10 protein-coding genes are annotated in these 16019 nt (G+C 49.9%); 8 read left to right on the top strand and 2 right to left on the bottom strand.

Annotated elements, in window-relative coordinates; all coding sequences use genetic code 11:
* The first annotated feature begins 129 nt into the window (after nucleotides 1-129).
* The 5 genes from tdh (at nucleotide 130) to ACXX53_RS05045 (ending at nucleotide 6989) form a co-directional block, all read left to right on the top strand.
* Entirely contained in the window at nucleotides 130-1227 is a 1098-nt protein-coding gene (gene tdh, locus ACXX53_RS05065; protein WP_458567685.1) for an L-threonine 3-dehydrogenase, read from the top strand.
* Between the two features lie 21 nt (nucleotides 1228-1248).
* On the top strand, nucleotides 1249-2427 hold the full coding sequence (locus ACXX53_RS05060; RefSeq protein WP_458567485.1) for a glycine C-acetyltransferase: 1179 nt from the start codon (nucleotides 1249-1251) through the stop codon (nucleotides 2425-2427).
* Between the two features lie 348 nt (nucleotides 2428-2775).
* Nucleotides 2776-3447 carry a DUF2642 domain-containing protein gene (locus ACXX53_RS05055; RefSeq protein WP_458567484.1) on the top strand — a complete coding sequence of 224 codons (672 nt, stop codon included), beginning with the start codon at nucleotides 2776-2778 and terminating at the stop codon, nucleotides 3445-3447.
* Nucleotides 3448-3687: 240 nt separating this feature from the next.
* Nucleotides 3688-4392 carry an ABC transporter ATP-binding protein gene (locus ACXX53_RS05050; protein ID WP_458567483.1) on the top strand — a complete coding sequence of 235 codons (705 nt, stop codon included), beginning with the start codon at nucleotides 3688-3690 and terminating at the stop codon, nucleotides 4390-4392.
* Nucleotides 4386-6989, top strand: a complete 2604-nt coding sequence (locus ACXX53_RS05045; protein ID WP_458567482.1) for an ABC transporter permease — start codon at nucleotides 4386-4388, stop codon at nucleotides 6987-6989. The genes ACXX53_RS05050 and ACXX53_RS05045 overlap by 7 nt, the downstream gene beginning before the upstream one ends.
* Before the next feature lie 388 nt (nucleotides 6990-7377).
* On the opposite strand, the gene ACXX53_RS05040 is transcribed toward ACXX53_RS05045, so the two are convergent.
* Both ACXX53_RS05040 and ACXX53_RS05035 read right to left on the bottom strand, forming a co-directional pair.
* Nucleotides 7378-8193, bottom strand: coding sequence for an effector binding domain-containing protein (locus ACXX53_RS05040; RefSeq protein ID WP_458567481.1), 816 nt, complete (start codon nucleotides 8191-8193; stop codon nucleotides 7378-7380).
* An 80-nt stretch (nucleotides 8194-8273) separates the two neighbouring features.
* Nucleotides 8274-9209 (bottom strand): helix-turn-helix transcriptional regulator, encoded by a 936-nt coding sequence (locus ACXX53_RS05035; RefSeq protein ID WP_458567480.1) that lies wholly within the window; start codon nucleotides 9207-9209, stop codon nucleotides 8274-8276.
* Between the two features lie 403 nt (nucleotides 9210-9612).
* On the opposite strand from ACXX53_RS05035, the gene ACXX53_RS05030 reads away from it, so the two are divergent.
* The 3 genes from ACXX53_RS05030 (at nucleotide 9613) to ACXX53_RS05020 (ending at nucleotide 15696) form a co-directional block, all read left to right on the top strand.
* A complete protein-coding gene (locus tag ACXX53_RS05030) occupies nucleotides 9613-12477 on the top strand; it encodes a 2-oxoglutarate dehydrogenase E1 component (protein WP_458567479.1) in 2865 nt (954 codons plus the stop codon).
* A gap of 134 nt (nucleotides 12478-12611) precedes the next feature.
* Nucleotides 12612-13871, top strand: coding sequence for a 2-oxoglutarate dehydrogenase complex dihydrolipoyllysine-residue succinyltransferase (odhB, locus tag ACXX53_RS05025; RefSeq protein WP_458567478.1), 1260 nt, complete (start codon nucleotides 12612-12614; stop codon nucleotides 13869-13871).
* 664 nt (nucleotides 13872-14535) lie between these two features.
* Entirely contained in the window at nucleotides 14536-15696 is a 1161-nt protein-coding gene (locus tag ACXX53_RS05020) for a Gfo/Idh/MocA family protein (protein WP_458567477.1), read from the top strand.
* Nucleotides 15697-16019: the final 323 nt, after the last annotated feature.

The raw sequence follows: 16019 nt of genomic DNA, 5'->3' as shown, positions 1-16019 counted from the left end.
AAAAAACAACAATTATCCATGTGCAATATAGCACACAAATGTGTAATATAGTATACAGATACCAACATTTGTCAGTCTGTTGATGTTACCTCTATTTTAGGAGAAAACTCGAAAAGGGGCAATGACATGTTGAAGGGAACGATGATTGGTTTAGTGAAAGAAGAACGCAAGCCCGGCGCTGTTCTAAAAGAGGTGCCCATTCCAACATGCGGTCCGCATGACGTGCTCATACGGGTGAAGACAACTTCAATATGCGGGACTGATATGCACATATATAATTGGGATGCTTGGGCGGAGAAAACGGTGGTCACGCCGAACGTGTTCGGACATGAGTTCGCTGGAATTGTAGAGGCTGTCGGTTCGGAAGTGACGAATGTGAAGGTCGGCGAGCATGTATCAGGCGAAGGTCATGTCGTATGCGGCGTGTGCAAGGCGTGCCGAACCGGAAATGCGCATGTATGCAAGCATACGAAGAGCTTCGGGATTACGATTCCAGGCTGCTTCGCGGAGTTCGCGCTCGTGAAGGCGAGCAACATCATTCATAACGATCCGAGCCTGCCGTTCGAGATCGCGTGCTTGCAGGACCCGCTTGGCAATGCAGTACAAGCGACGCTGGTCAGCGACGTGGTCGGCAAGAGTATCGCTGTTATCGGCACCGGACCGATCGGCTTAATGGCGATCGCGGTTGCTAAAGCGTGCGGCAGCGGCAAGATCATTGCGGTTGATATTAACCCTTATCGCTTGGCGATGGCGAAGACGATGGGGGCGGATGTCGTGATCAACAGCAAGGAAGTTTCGATGGTGGAAGCAATTCATGAAGCGACAGGCGGCGAAGGCGCGGAGATCGTCCTCGAGATGTCCGGCCACCCTGCAGCAATTCGCGATTCGCTGCGAGCTGCTGCTCAAGCTGCGCGCATCTCGCTGTTGGGCATTCCGACGAAGGAGGTAGCGCTGGATCTAGCGGAGGACATCATCTTTAAAGGCCTGCGAATAGAAGGCATCACAGGAAGACGGATGTATGACACGTGGTACCAGATCAAAGGGCTGTTGGAACGAGGCAGACTGGACCTTTCTCCGTTAGTCACCCATCATTTTACGTTGGACCAATATGAAGAGGCATTTAACTTAATGGCTTCCGGCAATTGCGGGAAGATTGTATTCTGGCACGACCAGGTGCCTGTACAGCGCAGATCGGAAACAGAAGCAGATCTTATACTGCAGAGCTAGAGATACGAAGGAGGGGCAATCATGGCAGGATATGAAGCAATTGCGAAGCAGCTCGCGGACCTGAAGGCGGCGGGTCGATACCGTCCATTGACCGTATGGCAGGACGGATCGGACGCGTGGATGACGCTTGAAAGCGGTCAGCGCGTGCTGCAGATGTCATCGAATAACTATCTGGGATTAACGCACCATCCAAAGCTGAAGCAGGCTGCTATTGCTGCAACCGAGCAATACGGGGTGGGGGCTGGCTCTGTGCGTACGATTACAGGTACTTTAGCGATTCATGATGAGCTGGAACAGAAGCTTGCAGCGTTCAAAGGTACGGAAGCGGCGCTCGTGTTCCAATCGGGCTTCACGACGAATCAAGGTGTACTGGGTGCGATTCTTGGATCAGATGATGTGGTGATCAGCGATGAGTTGAATCATGCCAGCATCATTGACGGCATTCGATTGACGAAGGCGGCGCGGAAGATATACGCGCATAAGGATATGAATCAGCTGGAGGATGTGCTTAAGGAATGTGGCTCCTATCGCCAACGCGTCGTTGTAACGGACGGTGTGTTCAGCATGGATGGTGACATCGCTCCACTGACAGAGATCGTCGAGCTGGCGGAAAAGTATGACGCGCTCGTCTATGTTGACGACGCGCATGCAAGCGGAGTGCTTGGCAAGCATGGCAAGGGCTCGACAGACCACTTTGGTCTGCATGGCCGCGTGCACTTTCAGATCGGCACCTTATCGAAGGCCGTCGGTGTTGTCGGTGGATATGTGGCGACAGGGCAGGTTGTAAAGGATTATATGATCAACACCTCGCGATCCTTCTTATTCAGTACGTCTCTGCCGCCTGCTGTAGCCGCTTCATGCATCGCTGCGATCGAAGTGCTGCAAACGGAGCCTGAGCTGACCGAGACGCTGTGGCGGAATGCGAACAGCTTCCGCGCCGCATTGCAAGCATCCGGCTTCGATACCGGTGGAAGTGAGACGCCGATCATCCCGATCATAGTTGGCGATGCGGCGCGAAGTCTGGAGTTCTCGAAGCGATTGCTGGAAGCAGGCATCTGCGCACAGGGGATCGTATTCCCGACGGTTGCGATGGATAAAGGCAGAGTTCGCCTTATCGTTACAGCCCAGCATACGGAGCAGGATCTAGCATTTGCCCTGCAAGCTTTGCAGAAGGCGGGCCGTGAATTCGGACTGATCTAAGACCAAGAACAGTTCAAGATACTATCGTGCATATAAGGGAAGAAGCTGTCTCTCTCTGGGGGCAGCTTTTTTTGTGCGGCTGGAATCGACAATTCACGCTTGGGACTATGAGCCGTCAATATTGGACAGGAGAACATTTATGTAATGAAAGAGTTGAAAATAATAGAATTGGGGAGTCGCTCAGTACGAGCTGTTTCTCAGAAACGTATATATGTATATATAGTGCAATTAATCTTGCAAGATATATATAAGGGGAGGGTAAAGATAACGCAGGGTATGGTGGTTTACACGTATATGGGGTGACTTGGATCTATTATTTTACTGGCCTAGAAGACGGAGGTATCCGCAATGAGCAGTCTATCTCAATATATGAATACACAAGTAGAGGTAGAGATATCCGGGAAACACATTCGAAAGGGTGTATTAATCGACGTAGGACTAGATATGATGGTTCTATTCCATGAACAGCAGTTTTTCTATATCCCTCTGGTTCATGTACAGCGGTTCAAAGCAGTCACACCGACTGGTGAAGAAGGGGCAGGTATGGTTCCAAGTGAACGGCCGATCGATTATGGATCAGACAGCCTCTCTTTCCGAAAAATATTGAACTATGCAAAAGGGCAGTTTGTCGAGATTGCCGTAACAGGAGATAAGCCTATTCACGGCTATTTGACCAGCATCATGAACGACTATTTTGTCTTCTATTCACCTGTCTATAAAGCAGTATTTGTATCTATGAATCATCTAAAATGGTTAATTCCCTACCGATCAGACATAACGCCTTATTCACTCAGCCATCAATCGATGCCTTTCAATCCTGTTCACATCTCGCTGTCACGCACATTTGAAGAATTGTGCAAGCGTCTGGAAGGGAATCTAGTGATGTTTGATCACGGTGATCATCCGGATAAGATTGGCTTACTGAACAAGGTAAATAACCAGGCGATTGAGCTTATTAATGCGACTGGGGATAAGGTAAGCTGGAATCTGAATCATTTGAAGACGGTTAACATTCCATGACTATCATAAATACGTATACTACGACCTACTTTAAGAGAAGGTTGTCATTCGCTCGCCTCGTCTTGAGGGGCGTTTTTTTGTGTTCAAACTTACATATATTCTCATTGACCACAGCGGTCATACATTATAAGTTTAATTTACCATGTGAAAATGATAATAGCGGTTGGTTTAAGAAGCGTAGAGAATAGAGATGCTTAAACGATAACAGGTCAACATTATAAATCATGCGAGGTATTTCTTATGAGCAGCTATATCGAGTTTAAGGATGTTACAAAAGTCTATCAGATGGGCGAGGTCAAGATAGAGGCGTTAAGCGGAGTAAATTTTACGATTGATAAAGGCGAGTTTGTCATTGTGGCAGGCGCAAGCGGCGCGGGCAAGAGTACGATCCTTAATATATTGGGCGGAATGGACAAGCTCACCGGCGGTGAAATATATGTCGATCATGAAGAGATCAGCCATTATAACGCGAAAGAGCTCACTACCTATAGAAGGTATGAGATCGGGTTTGTGTTCCAGTTCTATAATCTCGTACAGAATCTGACGGCATATGAAAATGTCGAGTTAGCCACGCAAATATGCAAAAATCCGTTGGATGTCGGCGAAACGATACGGGCTGTAGGGCTGGAAGCTCGCAAAGACAACTTTCCCGCACAGTTGTCAGGCGGTGAGCAGCAGCGTGTTGCGATAGCGAGAGCGTTAGCGAAGAATCCGAAGCTGCTGTTATGCGATGAACCGACTGGAGCGCTGGATTACAATACGGGTAAAGCGATCTTGAAGCTGCTACAGGATACATGTCGCAATCGAGGGATGACGGTGGTCATTATTACCCACAACCTTGCGTTGGCTCCGATGGGGGATAAAGTGATTCAGGTGAAAAACGGGAAGGTAAGCTCTGTCACGGTGAATGACAATCCTACGCCAGTTGAAAGGATTGAATGGTGATGAAGCATGCCTTAACGAAGGATACCCTGCGCGAGATCAAAAGATCGTTCGGTCGGTTCCTGTCCATATTCGCGATTATAGCGATTGGGGTTGCATTTTTTGCGGGAGTTAAAGTATCTGCCCCTGTCATGGAGCATACGGCGGACCACTATTATGACGATTTCAATCTGATGGATATGAGAGTGGTATCAACGCTGGGATTGACTGATGATGATATCGCGGAGATGGAGAAGATATCCGGTGTGCGCAGTGTTTATCCCACGCATTCCATGGATGTGATGACGAAGGCAGGATCGTCGGAGGTCGTCTTGAAGGTGTTCGGTATCCCGACTGACCTAAATGGCGAAGATGATCCGCAGTTCATCAATAGACCGCGACTGATTGAGGGCAGATATCCTGAAAATTCTGGAGAATGCCTGATTGAACAGAGCGAGTTGAACAAATTAGGCTTAACCATCGGGTCTAAGATAACATTAACGACGGGAACGGATCAGGAACTGACGGATTCGTTGAAGACGACAGAATATACGGTGGTAGGAACCGCAGTATCTCCGCGTTATATTTCGTATGAAAAGGGAGAGACGACGAAGCTCGGGAATGGCACGATTAATCAGTTTATGATGGTGCCTGAAGACGACTTCAAGCTGGATGCCTATACGGAAGCTGTGCTGACGGTTGAGAATGCGATGCAAGAGGAGACGTATTCTGATCGTTATGACGAGACGATCAACGGCGTCAAGTCAGAATTGGAGAAACTGGGGATCGCGCGCAGCGCTGTGCGTTATGATGAGGTTAAGCATGATGCGGAGCAGCAGATTGATATGTTCCGGAGACAGCTCCCTCCTGGGGCAGAAGACACTCCAGAAGTACAGGCGCAGTTGACCGCGATGCAGCAGCAAGTGGATGCTATTCAAGAGCCGGAGTGGTACGTGCTGGACCGCAACACCTTATATGGCTACGCCGATTATAAACAGTCGGCAGCTACGATGGATGCGATTGCCAAAGTATTTCCCGTGTTCTTCTTCTTGGTTGCGGCGCTTGTATGTCTGACGACGATGACGCGAATGGTAGATGAGCAGCGGCAAATGATTGGTACGTTGAAGGCGTTGGGATATAGCAAATTCTCCATTGCCTCGAAATATATTGCGTATGCGGCTGCAGCCAGCATTGCAGGTAGTGTTGTAGGATTGATCATTGGACTCACAGTGTTCCCGACAGTGATCTTTAATGCGTGGAACACGATGTACTCGCTGCCGGATGTGCAGCTCATCTTTGATATTCCGTTAGTGCTAGTAACAACATTAGCGGCGGTTATCATTACCACTTTAGCGGCATTCCTCGCCTGCTACAATGAATTGATGGAGACGCCGGCGCTGCTGATGAGACCTAAAGCTCCTAAGCAGGGCAAGAAGATTCTGTTGGAGCGAGTTCGATTCCTATGGAAACGAATGTCGTTCACGCAGAAGGTGACAGCGAGAAATCTATTTCGCTACAAGAAGCGCTTCTATATGACCGTGATCGGAATCTCGGGATGTACGGCGCTGCTGCTCACGGGCTACGGCATTAAAGATTCGATGGGGGACGTTGTGAAAACCCAATTCGGGGAAATTATCAAATATGATGTCTCCGGTCGGTATGAAGCGGGTCTCTCTGCTGATCAGAAAGATCAAACTTTGGCTAAGCTGCAAGCAGATAATCGTTTCTCATCCATGATGAATGTGAGCCAGAGTAATGCAAAACTCGTAACCGCTGATGGCGAGGAGAAGAAGGCAGCGCTCGTTGTACCGACGGATGTGGAGCAGTTCAAGACGTATATCACACTACGAGACGGCAGCAGCAAGAAAGAGCTGGCGTTATCGGATGATGGAGTTATCATCAGCGATCAGCTTGCTCTCGATCTAGGCCTTAAGGAGGGAGATACCCTTCAGCTCGACAATGGAGATGGAAAGCGAAGCAGCGTAGTAGTTAGCGGGATAACGGAGAACTACTTGAGTCATTATGTGTATATGTCGCCTAGCTATTACAAACAGGTATTTGACAAGGAAGCGGTCAGCAGCAACTGGATAGCCAAGTTGAAGGAGCCATCTGCGCAAGTCGAGGAACAGTTGACCCAAGAGATGGTAGAGGATCCGAATATAGCTTCCGTCGCCTTTAATTCGACGACAGTGGACCTATTCGAGAAGTCATTCGGGAGTATTGACTATGTCCTCGTCCTGATCATTTTGTCTGCAGGCGCGCTTGCATTTGTAGTGCTGTATAATCTGACCAATGTGAACATTAGTGAGCGGATTCGAGAGATTGCGACGATTAAAGTGCTGGGCTTCTACGATAATGAGGTATCCAAGTACGTGTATCGAGAAAACATTCTGCTGACGATTATTGGAGCGGGAGTCGGATTGGTGCTCGGAGTTACGCTTCATCATTTTATATTAAGCACCTTAGCATTAGATGGAGTACTGCCTTCCAAAGAGATTCATTGGATCAGCTACTTGTTGAGTGTCGTGATCACGATCCTATTTGCATTATTCGTCAACTTGGTTATGTCCCGGAAGCTGAAAAAGATCCATATGATCGAATCGTTAAAATCGGTAGAGTGATGCGGCTTGGATTGCGATGTATGAGGTACTTCGAAATGCAAGTTTTATAAATACAAGCTCGAAGTGAAGGAGGGGGAGATCCCCTCCTTTGTTGTGTGCAGGGAGACGCAGTGTGCGTGCGATCCGGACACATGAGCCGTTATTTGTGACATTTGCCACTGTATCACCAGCTAAGCGGACCGTAGATCCGCTATTTGAACATTTTCGTCCGGAAAATGATCGTTTTGATGCAAATAAAGGTCTCTGTGTCCACCAAGATTCAAATATGCTGATATTTTTAAGGAATAGCGTCACCTGTGTCCGCTTCATCTAGAAGGAACATTTTGAACGAGGGGACCCTTTACTCATTCGTGTGCTGAGTAAGCAACAGCATGCAACCCGCAAGCGGCTACTTGATCGCGATATACAGCTCTACCACAGCATTCTCAGGGTCTTGGCTGCGCTCGTCATACCGTTCGAAGTCGCCTGTATAGGTGCGCTCGATGCCGGAAGCTGCTGTCAATGCCCACACAGCTTGCCATGCATCCACTACAACCTTGCTAATCGGTCCGCGTTCAGTGGTGAACACTGCATATTTCGCTGAAGGTACTTGCACGGTTTCCATATCCGCTAGAGCGGACTGTTCAGAATTGACGCTCGTGCCGATCATCATCGTGTATTCTCCGTTGGCTTGGTTCTCGTAATTGTAGTAGCAGGCATAGAGGATGCCGGGTTCCGGGGAGTCCACAGATTGAGCTAGAGCTTGCAGCGTCTGTTCCTGCCAGAAGCGATTCCACAGCGCGGGTATAGTTGCATCAGCAGTAAACTCGCGGCTGTTCGTTGTGCGCGTCGTGATGCCGACGAGTGTGAAGGCTTCTCGCTCAACGATGGCCATGGGTTGAGTGAGTCCTGCTTGCGCTTCGGCGCCATACGAGCCATTGATGCTATCGCTGCTTGACCAGCGCTTTAGATGCGGCAAGCACGCTTGCATCATGCTTCGCGCGGCTTGCTCTTCCATTCCTTCCTCCACTAAGAATGGCACGCATACCTCGACCATTTCCTCCATCGTCAGATCTGGCTGTTTGAAAGCCCCATGTTCGTAGCAGTAGATGCAATACTCCTGTGTCTTGTTATGGTCTTGCTCTGTCCCACACTGCTCCTCTGATTGCAGCGGCATACCGCAGCTTTGACATGCGAATTGAATTGGTTGCGTCGATTGTATCATGGCAATCCCTCCTGTATCGGTTTGATTCCAGTATACAAGTACGAACTTGACATCTATTTGTCAGGTTTCTGAGGCGACGCTTAATTATTTTTATCGGCAATCTGAGCAGCGATGGATTGAATGATGCGTCGGACACGCTCTGGCTGCACAACCTCGACATTCGCTCCGAAGCTAAGAATGAAGCCGTATAGCCAGTTATCCTCTGGAAATGCGATCGACACGACATATTTGCCATGTTCGTCTTCCTCCAGCTCTTCAATCCCAAACCATTCCTCCGCCAGATGCTTCGCGCTTCGCTCAAAGCGCAGCACGATCGTTTCTGACTGTGCTGGCCTGCTCCAATCCCGATCCCAAGGCAACTCATTGATCTCGATAGGCTGTCGTGCAAAGGCGACATTCTCGATATGCATTTCCCGGATACGAAACATCTTAAAGAAGCGAAATTGCTCACGGAGTCGACAGTATGCATACACGTACCAGTGCTGGCGCTTTAAGACGAGCGTATATGGCTCTATGCTTCGGGTGGTTACCGACCCATCCGCGCTGCAGTATGTAAGGGTAACCGGATGCTGCTCCTCAATCGCTTGCTTCATTTTCACTAGCTTCTCTTCCAGTCGTCCATGGCTGCCCCAAGGCGAGAAATCAACGATCATCTGCTGTGTCTTCATGTTGAATCGCTCAGATTCTGATGGCGGAATAATGCTGGTGATCTTCTCTAGCAGCATCTGATTATCCGGGCTTTGATGTGACGAGGCTATGCTCTGCAAGGCGGTAACGATCGCCGCAAGCTCATCGTTGGTCAGCAGATTCCGATCCAGTCTATACCCCTCCGCGAGTGAAATGCCCCCATTAGCGCCTTGATAGGTGACAATTGGAATCCCAGCTTGATTAATGGCCTCTATATCGCGATAGATCGTTCGAACGGAAACCTCGAATGTATCGGCAAGATCTTTGGCTTGCACTATTTTTCGGTTAATAAGCAAGATGACGATGGATAGCAGTCGGTCTATTTTCAATTCCATTCTCCTCTAGTCATGCGATATTTCCTGACTTTCCTGACAACAGCGTAATCCATATCCTTCGAAAAGAGAAGGTAATTTCCTGATTGTTCTAATTATTGGGGGTAGATCGTTCTAATAATGATATTGTTACTCTTCCCTACTTTAATTATATTTAATTTAAAATTAAATATTTTAATTGAAATAAATGGTATTTATTAAGGGGATTCAAAAAAATAGTGCGTTGTGGAAACACATCTTAGTTCAACTCTCCGCCAATGATTCAATGCCGAAACGAGATGAATATAAGCTCTTATCGTCATCAATCATTCCAGTATCTCCACAATGACATAGGTTCAAGTGGTTGAGCATTCTTGTTTCATCTAGAAAAGGAATAGTGAGGCTGAGGAGGTAAGGATTCATGGCAAAGGGACATTTCGAGCCGCAGCAGGTGTGGAAGTCTTTCATCGGTCCTAACGAGGGGTATATTCAACAGGTGTATGAGCGTTACGTTGAAGATGCCAATGCTGTTGATGCAAATTATCGCGAAATGTTTGAGCGTTACGGCCCGCCGACAGCGGGGGTTGAATATAAGCAAGTTACGGATGATGCGGCCGTATCCGGTAATCTTCCGCATATGGAGGCTGTAGGCTCCGCAGTTCGACTGGCAGACGGCATTCGTGTGTATGGGCATCTGGCAGCTGATATCGATCCGCTTGGATTTGACGGTGTATCTGATATCAAACGTCTAGAAGCGGAAATATTCGATGTTTCAGACGAAGAATTGCGAGCGCTTCCATCTCGTTTGGTATGGCAGGACGCACCGGAAGATATATCAACAGCCTATGATGCGATAAAGCGGCTGCGCGAGCTGTATACAGGGCCGATCGCATTTGACTTTGGGCATGTTCATGATCGCAATGAACGCAAATGGCTGCGGAAAAAGGTGGAGTCCGGCGTTAAGACGCCGATGACGAAAGTAGAGCGAATCGCGCTTCTGCACAGCCTGTTGCAGGTAGAGCAGTTCGAGACGTTCTTGCATCGGATCTTCGTCGGACAGAAGCGTTTCTCGATTGAGGGCGTAGATGTTCTCGTTCCGATGCTGGAGGCGGCAGTCCGCGAGTTCACGCTCGATGGGGTTGAGCATGTCATGATGGGTATGGCCCATCGCGGACGCTTGAATGTGCTTGCGCATGTGCTTGGTAAGTCATATGAGCTGATCTTCTCTGAGTTCCACCATTCGCCGAATAAGGACCAAGTGCCTTCCGAGGGGTCAATGGGCATCAATTATGGCTGGTCCGGCGACGTAAAATATCACCTTGGAGCGAATCTTGCGCTCGAGCAGGAAGGCCGTGTGCAAACGCGCGTAACTCTTTCCCATAACCCGAGCCATCTGGAATTCGTCAATCCGGTCGTAGAAGGCTTTACTCGCGCGGCACAGGATGATCGTCAAGCGGCGGGATATCCAGTACAGGATACGAAGCGTGCGGCGATGCTGCTGATGCACGGCGATGCGGCTTTCCCTGGAGAGGGCATAGTTGCGGAAACGCTGAACTTTAATAAATTGCGCGGCTATCAGAACGGCGGTACCGTTCACATCATCGTGAACAACCGGATCGGATTTACGACGGATCGTCATGATTCGCGTTCGACGATGTACGCAAGTGACCCTGCCAAGGGCTATGAAATTCCGATCGTCCATGTCAATGCGGACGATCCGGAAGCATGTATCGCAGCTATTCGGATGGCGGTTGAATACCGCGAGACGTTTAATAAGGACTTCCTGATCGACTTAGTCGGATATCGCCGTCACGGACATAACGAGATGGATGACGCCGCAGCGACACAGCCGATTATATACGATCGAATTGCGAAGCATGCTACGGTTGCTAACCTGTACGCCGAGCATCTGATGAAGGAAGGCGTGATTGCGGAGAAGCAATTCGAAACGATGATTCAGGCTGTACAAGATAAGCTGCAGCAGGCTTATGACAAGATCAAGGCAGAGCCGGTGAAGTCGATTCCGGCACCGATGGGAACGAAGCAGTTGAGTCGTGAGGTAGCGCCTGAGCAGCTCACAACAGCGATCACAGCGGAGCGTGCGCGCCGGATAAACAGTGAATTGCTGCAGACGCCTGAAGGGTTCAGCGTCTATCCGAAGCTGAACCGCATCCTGCAGCGCCGTTCGGCAGCGTTAGAGGAGAACGGCATGGTTGACTGGTCGTTGGCGGAAGCGCTGGCCTTCGGCAGTATCCTGGAAGACGGACAGCCGATTCGACTTAGCGGTCAGGATTCAGAGCGCGGCACGTTTGCGCAGCGCCATCTGGTGCTGCACGATGAGCACAATGGCAGCACTTACTGCAGCTTACACGGCTTGTCCCAAGCGAAAGCATCGTTCGCGGTTTACAACAGCCCGTTGTCTGAAGCGTCAGTACTCGGCTTCGAGTACGGCTACAATGTGTTTGCGCCAGAAACGTTAGTCCTCTGGGAAGGGCAGTTCGGAGACTTCACGAATGCGGCCCAGGTCATTATCGATCAATTTATCTCTGCCGGTCTTGCCAAGTGGCGCCAATATTCAAGCTTGATCATGCTTCTGCCTCATGGCTATGAAGGACAGGGACCAGAGCATTCAAGTGCGCGTCTAGAGCGCTTCCTGCAGCTTTCGGCAGAAGAGAACTGGATGGTCGCCAACCTGAGCAGCGCGGCGCAATACTTCCATATGCTTCGCCGTCAAGCGGCGCTGAGCGGAACGATGGATGCAAGACCAATCGTGCTGATGGCGCCGAAGAGCCTGCTTCGCAATCCGCGTGCAGTGTCCTCGATTCAGGAGATCACGGAGGGCCGGTTCCGCCCAATTCTCGAAGAACCGTTGCTTGGCAGCGCACCTGAGAAGGTAGAACGCTTGGTGCTATGCTCCGGCAAGGTGTCATTAGAACTCGCTGATCGAGTCGCAAACGATGCTGATCGCGATTGGAGTTGGCTCCATATTGCTAGAGTCGAGCAGCTGTATCCGATGCCTGAAGCGGAATTGAAAGATCTGATCGGCCGTATGCCAGCATTGAAAGAGATCGTCTGGGTGCAGGAAGAACCGCGCAATATGGGCGCTTGGTCCTACATGCATCCGCGATTGCTGGAACTGGCTGGCGACAAGCAGCTTCGTTATGTAGGACGCGGTGAGCGTTCATCCACAGCAACAGGGTATGCGGATGTGCATGCGTATGAGCAGAATCTGTTCTTGACAGAGGCGCTGATGGACACTCGCCTTGTTGAAGCTCTAGTGAGATAAGCCTCGGAGCGTGAACGAGCACGATGTCATTAGATAGAATTTGATAGATTCATGATGTGTATTAAGCGGAATTAGTTTTGATTGATATAGACTGCGTAGCAGATGACACAGGTTACTTATGGGAGGGTACCGAGATGGCAGATATCATTATTCCTGACTTGGGAGAATCAATTCTAGAAGGAACGCTTCATCGTTGGCATGTGAAGGAAGGCGATGCGGTTAAGTACGGAGACGTGTTGGCTGAGCTGGAAACGGATAAGGTTAATTTGGAAATTAGTGCGGAAGCAGACGGAGTGATGGAGAGCATCATCCGCAAAGCGGGCGACGTGGTAAGCGTCGGTGAAGTGATCGGAACGATCGGCGCGGCAGGTGCGGAGCCGGTGAGCAGCACTGCGGCTGCTCAAGAGGCGGCTGCTGCAGCGGCGCCAGCTCCGGCGGCTGAGCCGGTCAAGGCTGCTGCCGAAGCGCCGCAGAGCAATGGCGAAGCGGTACACGCTACGCCGGCAGCGCGCAAGCTAGCGCGTGAGCAAGGCGTCGCGCTGGACGATATTCGTCCGCGCGATCCGATTGGACGCGTGCACGCGGGAGATGTGCGCGTAGGCGCTGGCGTTGGCGCAGCAAGCGGGGCTGAGCGCCCTGCTGAGCGAGCTGTTGCTCAACCTGCTAGTGCGCCGCAGTCGGCTGAATTAGCTCCGCACGAAGAGCGCGTCCGCATGTCGCGCCGCCGCCAGACGATTGCGAAGCGCCTCGTGCAAGCGCAGCAAACGGCAGCTATGCTGACGACCTTCAATGAAGTGGACATGACCGCGATTATGGACGTCCGCAAGCGTCGCAAGAACTCGTTCAAGGAGAAGAACGATGTAGGCCTAGGCTTTATGTCCTTCTTCACGAAGGCGGTTGTCGGCGCGCTGAAGAAATACCCGTTGTTGAATGCCGAGATTGACGGCGAGGACATCATCGTGAAGAAGCACTACGACATCGGTATCGCTGTATCCGCGAAGGAAGGCTTGGTTGTGCCTGTCGTTCGAGATGCCGACAAGCTTGGCTTTGCGGGAATCGAGAAAGAGATCGTGCACCTGGCTGAGAAAGCGCGTTCCAATACGCTTTCGCTCAATGAACTGCAGGGAGGTACCTTTACGATTACCAATGGCGGCATATTCGGCTCCTTGCTGTCCACACCGATATTGAACACGCCGCAGGTAGGTATCCTCGGCATGCATACGATCCAGCTCCGTCCGGTCGCGATTGATGAAGAGCGTATGGAGAACCGCCCGATGATGTACATCGCGCTCTCATACGATCATCGAATCGTTGACGGCTCTGAAGCGGTCAGCTTCCTGCGTACGGTGAAGGAACTGCTGGAGGATCCAGAAGAGCTGTTGCTGCAAGGCTAAATCCTATATGTTCTTAGTTCAATAACCGCCGGGGCTTGTGCTCCGGCGGTTTTGTTGCGTCTTACGATTTCAAGAGCAGGAACGCTTGGCGCTGAAGAAATAAATCGTGAAATTTGCACCCAAAAATTAGATGAGAGATAATAAATTTATGGAAAATTAAGGGTTGACTATATAGTTGTTAGCGTACTATAATGGCACAAAATACCTTGATATTTTTCTGAGGAAAGTACATTTCTTCTGAATATCTTCATGATGCAGTACCCAAAAATTCTTTTTTTTGCGCAATATTTTGGATAGCAGCATCAGGCTTCTTAATCACCATATCCGTCTCTACCCAAATGAAGCACTTGGTGAAATATCCTTCACGTCCATGCTACGAAGAAATACAAGGAATTGGTTGAGTATGTGACGAAGCTATATAAGGATGGATTGCTGGATAAGTAAACGTTTACAGTGCAGGATACAGATTGAATAGCCAAGGCGAGTACGAGTATCTGGTGTGGCCGTCATGCTATGTTCAGCAATTTGAGCAGATAAATGTAAGCGTTATCTGGAAATTCATCAGGCCGCATATGATTGATACATGAAGATTTGAAAGCGTTATGCAGTGTTAAGGTGAGCTATTTCAGACTCTAAACAAGTAGCGAGTAGGAGGAGAGATCACATGAAACAAGTTAGAATCGGTATCATTGGAGCGAGAGGGAGAGGCGGTATCGCCAAGTACTGGCACAATCCCGAAGGGCGATCCATCGTTGTAGGAGCGGCGGATATATTTCCGGAACGACTGGAGGAATTCAAGAACGATGTTAATCCAGATGCCTTCGTAACGACGGATTACCGTGAGTTGATTGCTCGTGATGATATCGATGCGATTGCCGTTACTTCACCTGACTATGTTCATGAAGAGCATGCGGTGGCAGCGCTTCGAGCTGGCAAGCATGTGTTCTGTGAAAAGCCATTAGCGATCACGGTGGAAGGTTGCGACAACATCTTGCAGGCGTGGAAGGAATCCGGCAAACGATTGATGGTAGGCTTCAATATGCGCTACATGAATATGTACCGTACGATGAAGGAGATCGTCGATTCTGGTGCGATTGGGAAGATAAAAGCTGTGTGGGTGCGTCATTTTGTTGGATTTGGCGGTTACTACTATTACCACGATTGGCATGCCAATTCGAATAATACGACAGGACTGCTGCTGCAGAAGGGCTCCCATGACATTGATATTATTCATTGGATTACCGGAAGTTATGCGACTAAGGTGTCGGCATTTGGAAGTCTGGACTTCTTCGGCGGCGATAAGCCGAATGATCTGACATGCCCAACCTGCAAGGAGCGGGAGACATGTACTGAAGCAAGCTCTGGCAGTTTGATCCATTGCGCTTTCCGTGAAGAAGTAAATGTTGAAGATAATAACATGGTGATTATGGAGCTCGAGGGCGGAATTAAAGCTTCTTATCTACAGTGTCACTTTACACCGGATTATCAGCGCAATTATACATTCATCGGTACTGAGGGACGCATGGAGAACAGCGAGCTGGACAATAAGGTATACGTCTGGACGCGCCGCTCGAACACGGAGCGAGAGCTTGCGGATCGGGTGTACGAGGTGAAGGAAGCCCATGGTTCACACGGGGGAGCTGACCCTGTCATCTGTAAGGATTTCGTTGATATGATATTGGACGGCAAGGAGCCTATTGCGACACCGCTTGCGGGTCGTATGAGCGTAGCCGTAGGCTGTGCGGCGACGGAATCGATTCGATCAGGCGGAGGCGTGGTGAAGGTATCGACCGCTCCGAATCTGACGGAGCCGGTGCAGGCTTAATAGACGCTGGCGAAGCGCCCATCGGACCCGAGACGCAGAAAATCAACGTCTCAGCCCCGAAAAGGGCGCAAAAATGAGCTGAGACGTCGAAAAAGTGCATCTCAGCTCCCAAAAGGTGTCATTCAAGCCCCTTCAGGGGTCTGAGACGTCGAAAATCAACGTCTCAGCCCTGAAAAGGGCACGAAAATGAGCTGAGACGTCGGAAAAGTGCATCTCAGCCTCCAAAAGGTGCCATCCAAGCCCCTTCAGGGGTCCGAGACGTCGAAAACCGACGTCTCAGCCCTGAAAAGGGCACGAAAATGAGCTGAGACGTCGAAAAAGTG

This window comes from Paenibacillus marinisediminis (genome assembly GCF_054343325.1).
The sequence above is the reverse complement of the archived record's forward strand: the minus strand, read 5'-3'. Positions and strand labels throughout refer to the sequence as shown.

Bases quoted from the DNA above. Each gene is read 5' to 3' on its own strand.
- ACXX53_RS05020 (WP_458567477.1), top strand. From the start codon at position 14,536: ATGAAACAAGTTAGAATCGGTATCATTGGAGCGAGAGGGAGAGGCGGT.
- ACXX53_RS05055 (WP_458567484.1), top strand. From the start codon at position 2,776: ATGAGCAGTCTATCTCAATATATGAATACACAAGTAGAGGTAGAGATA.
- ACXX53_RS05040 (WP_458567481.1), bottom strand. From the start codon at position 8,193: ATGATACAATCGACGCAACCAATTCAATTCGCATGTCAAAGCTGCGGT.
- ACXX53_RS05060 (WP_458567485.1), top strand. From the start codon at position 1,249: ATGGCAGGATATGAAGCAATTGCGAAGCAGCTCGCGGACCTGAAGGCG.
- ACXX53_RS05030 (WP_458567479.1), top strand. From the start codon at position 9,613: ATGGCAAAGGGACATTTCGAGCCGCAGCAGGTGTGGAAGTCTTTCATC.
- odhB (WP_458567478.1), top strand. From the start codon at position 12,612: ATGGCAGATATCATTATTCCTGACTTGGGAGAATCAATTCTAGAAGGA.
- ACXX53_RS05050 (WP_458567483.1), top strand. From the start codon at position 3,688: ATGAGCAGCTATATCGAGTTTAAGGATGTTACAAAAGTCTATCAGATG.
- ACXX53_RS05045 (WP_458567482.1), top strand. From the start codon at position 4,386: ATGGTGATGAAGCATGCCTTAACGAAGGATACCCTGCGCGAGATCAAA.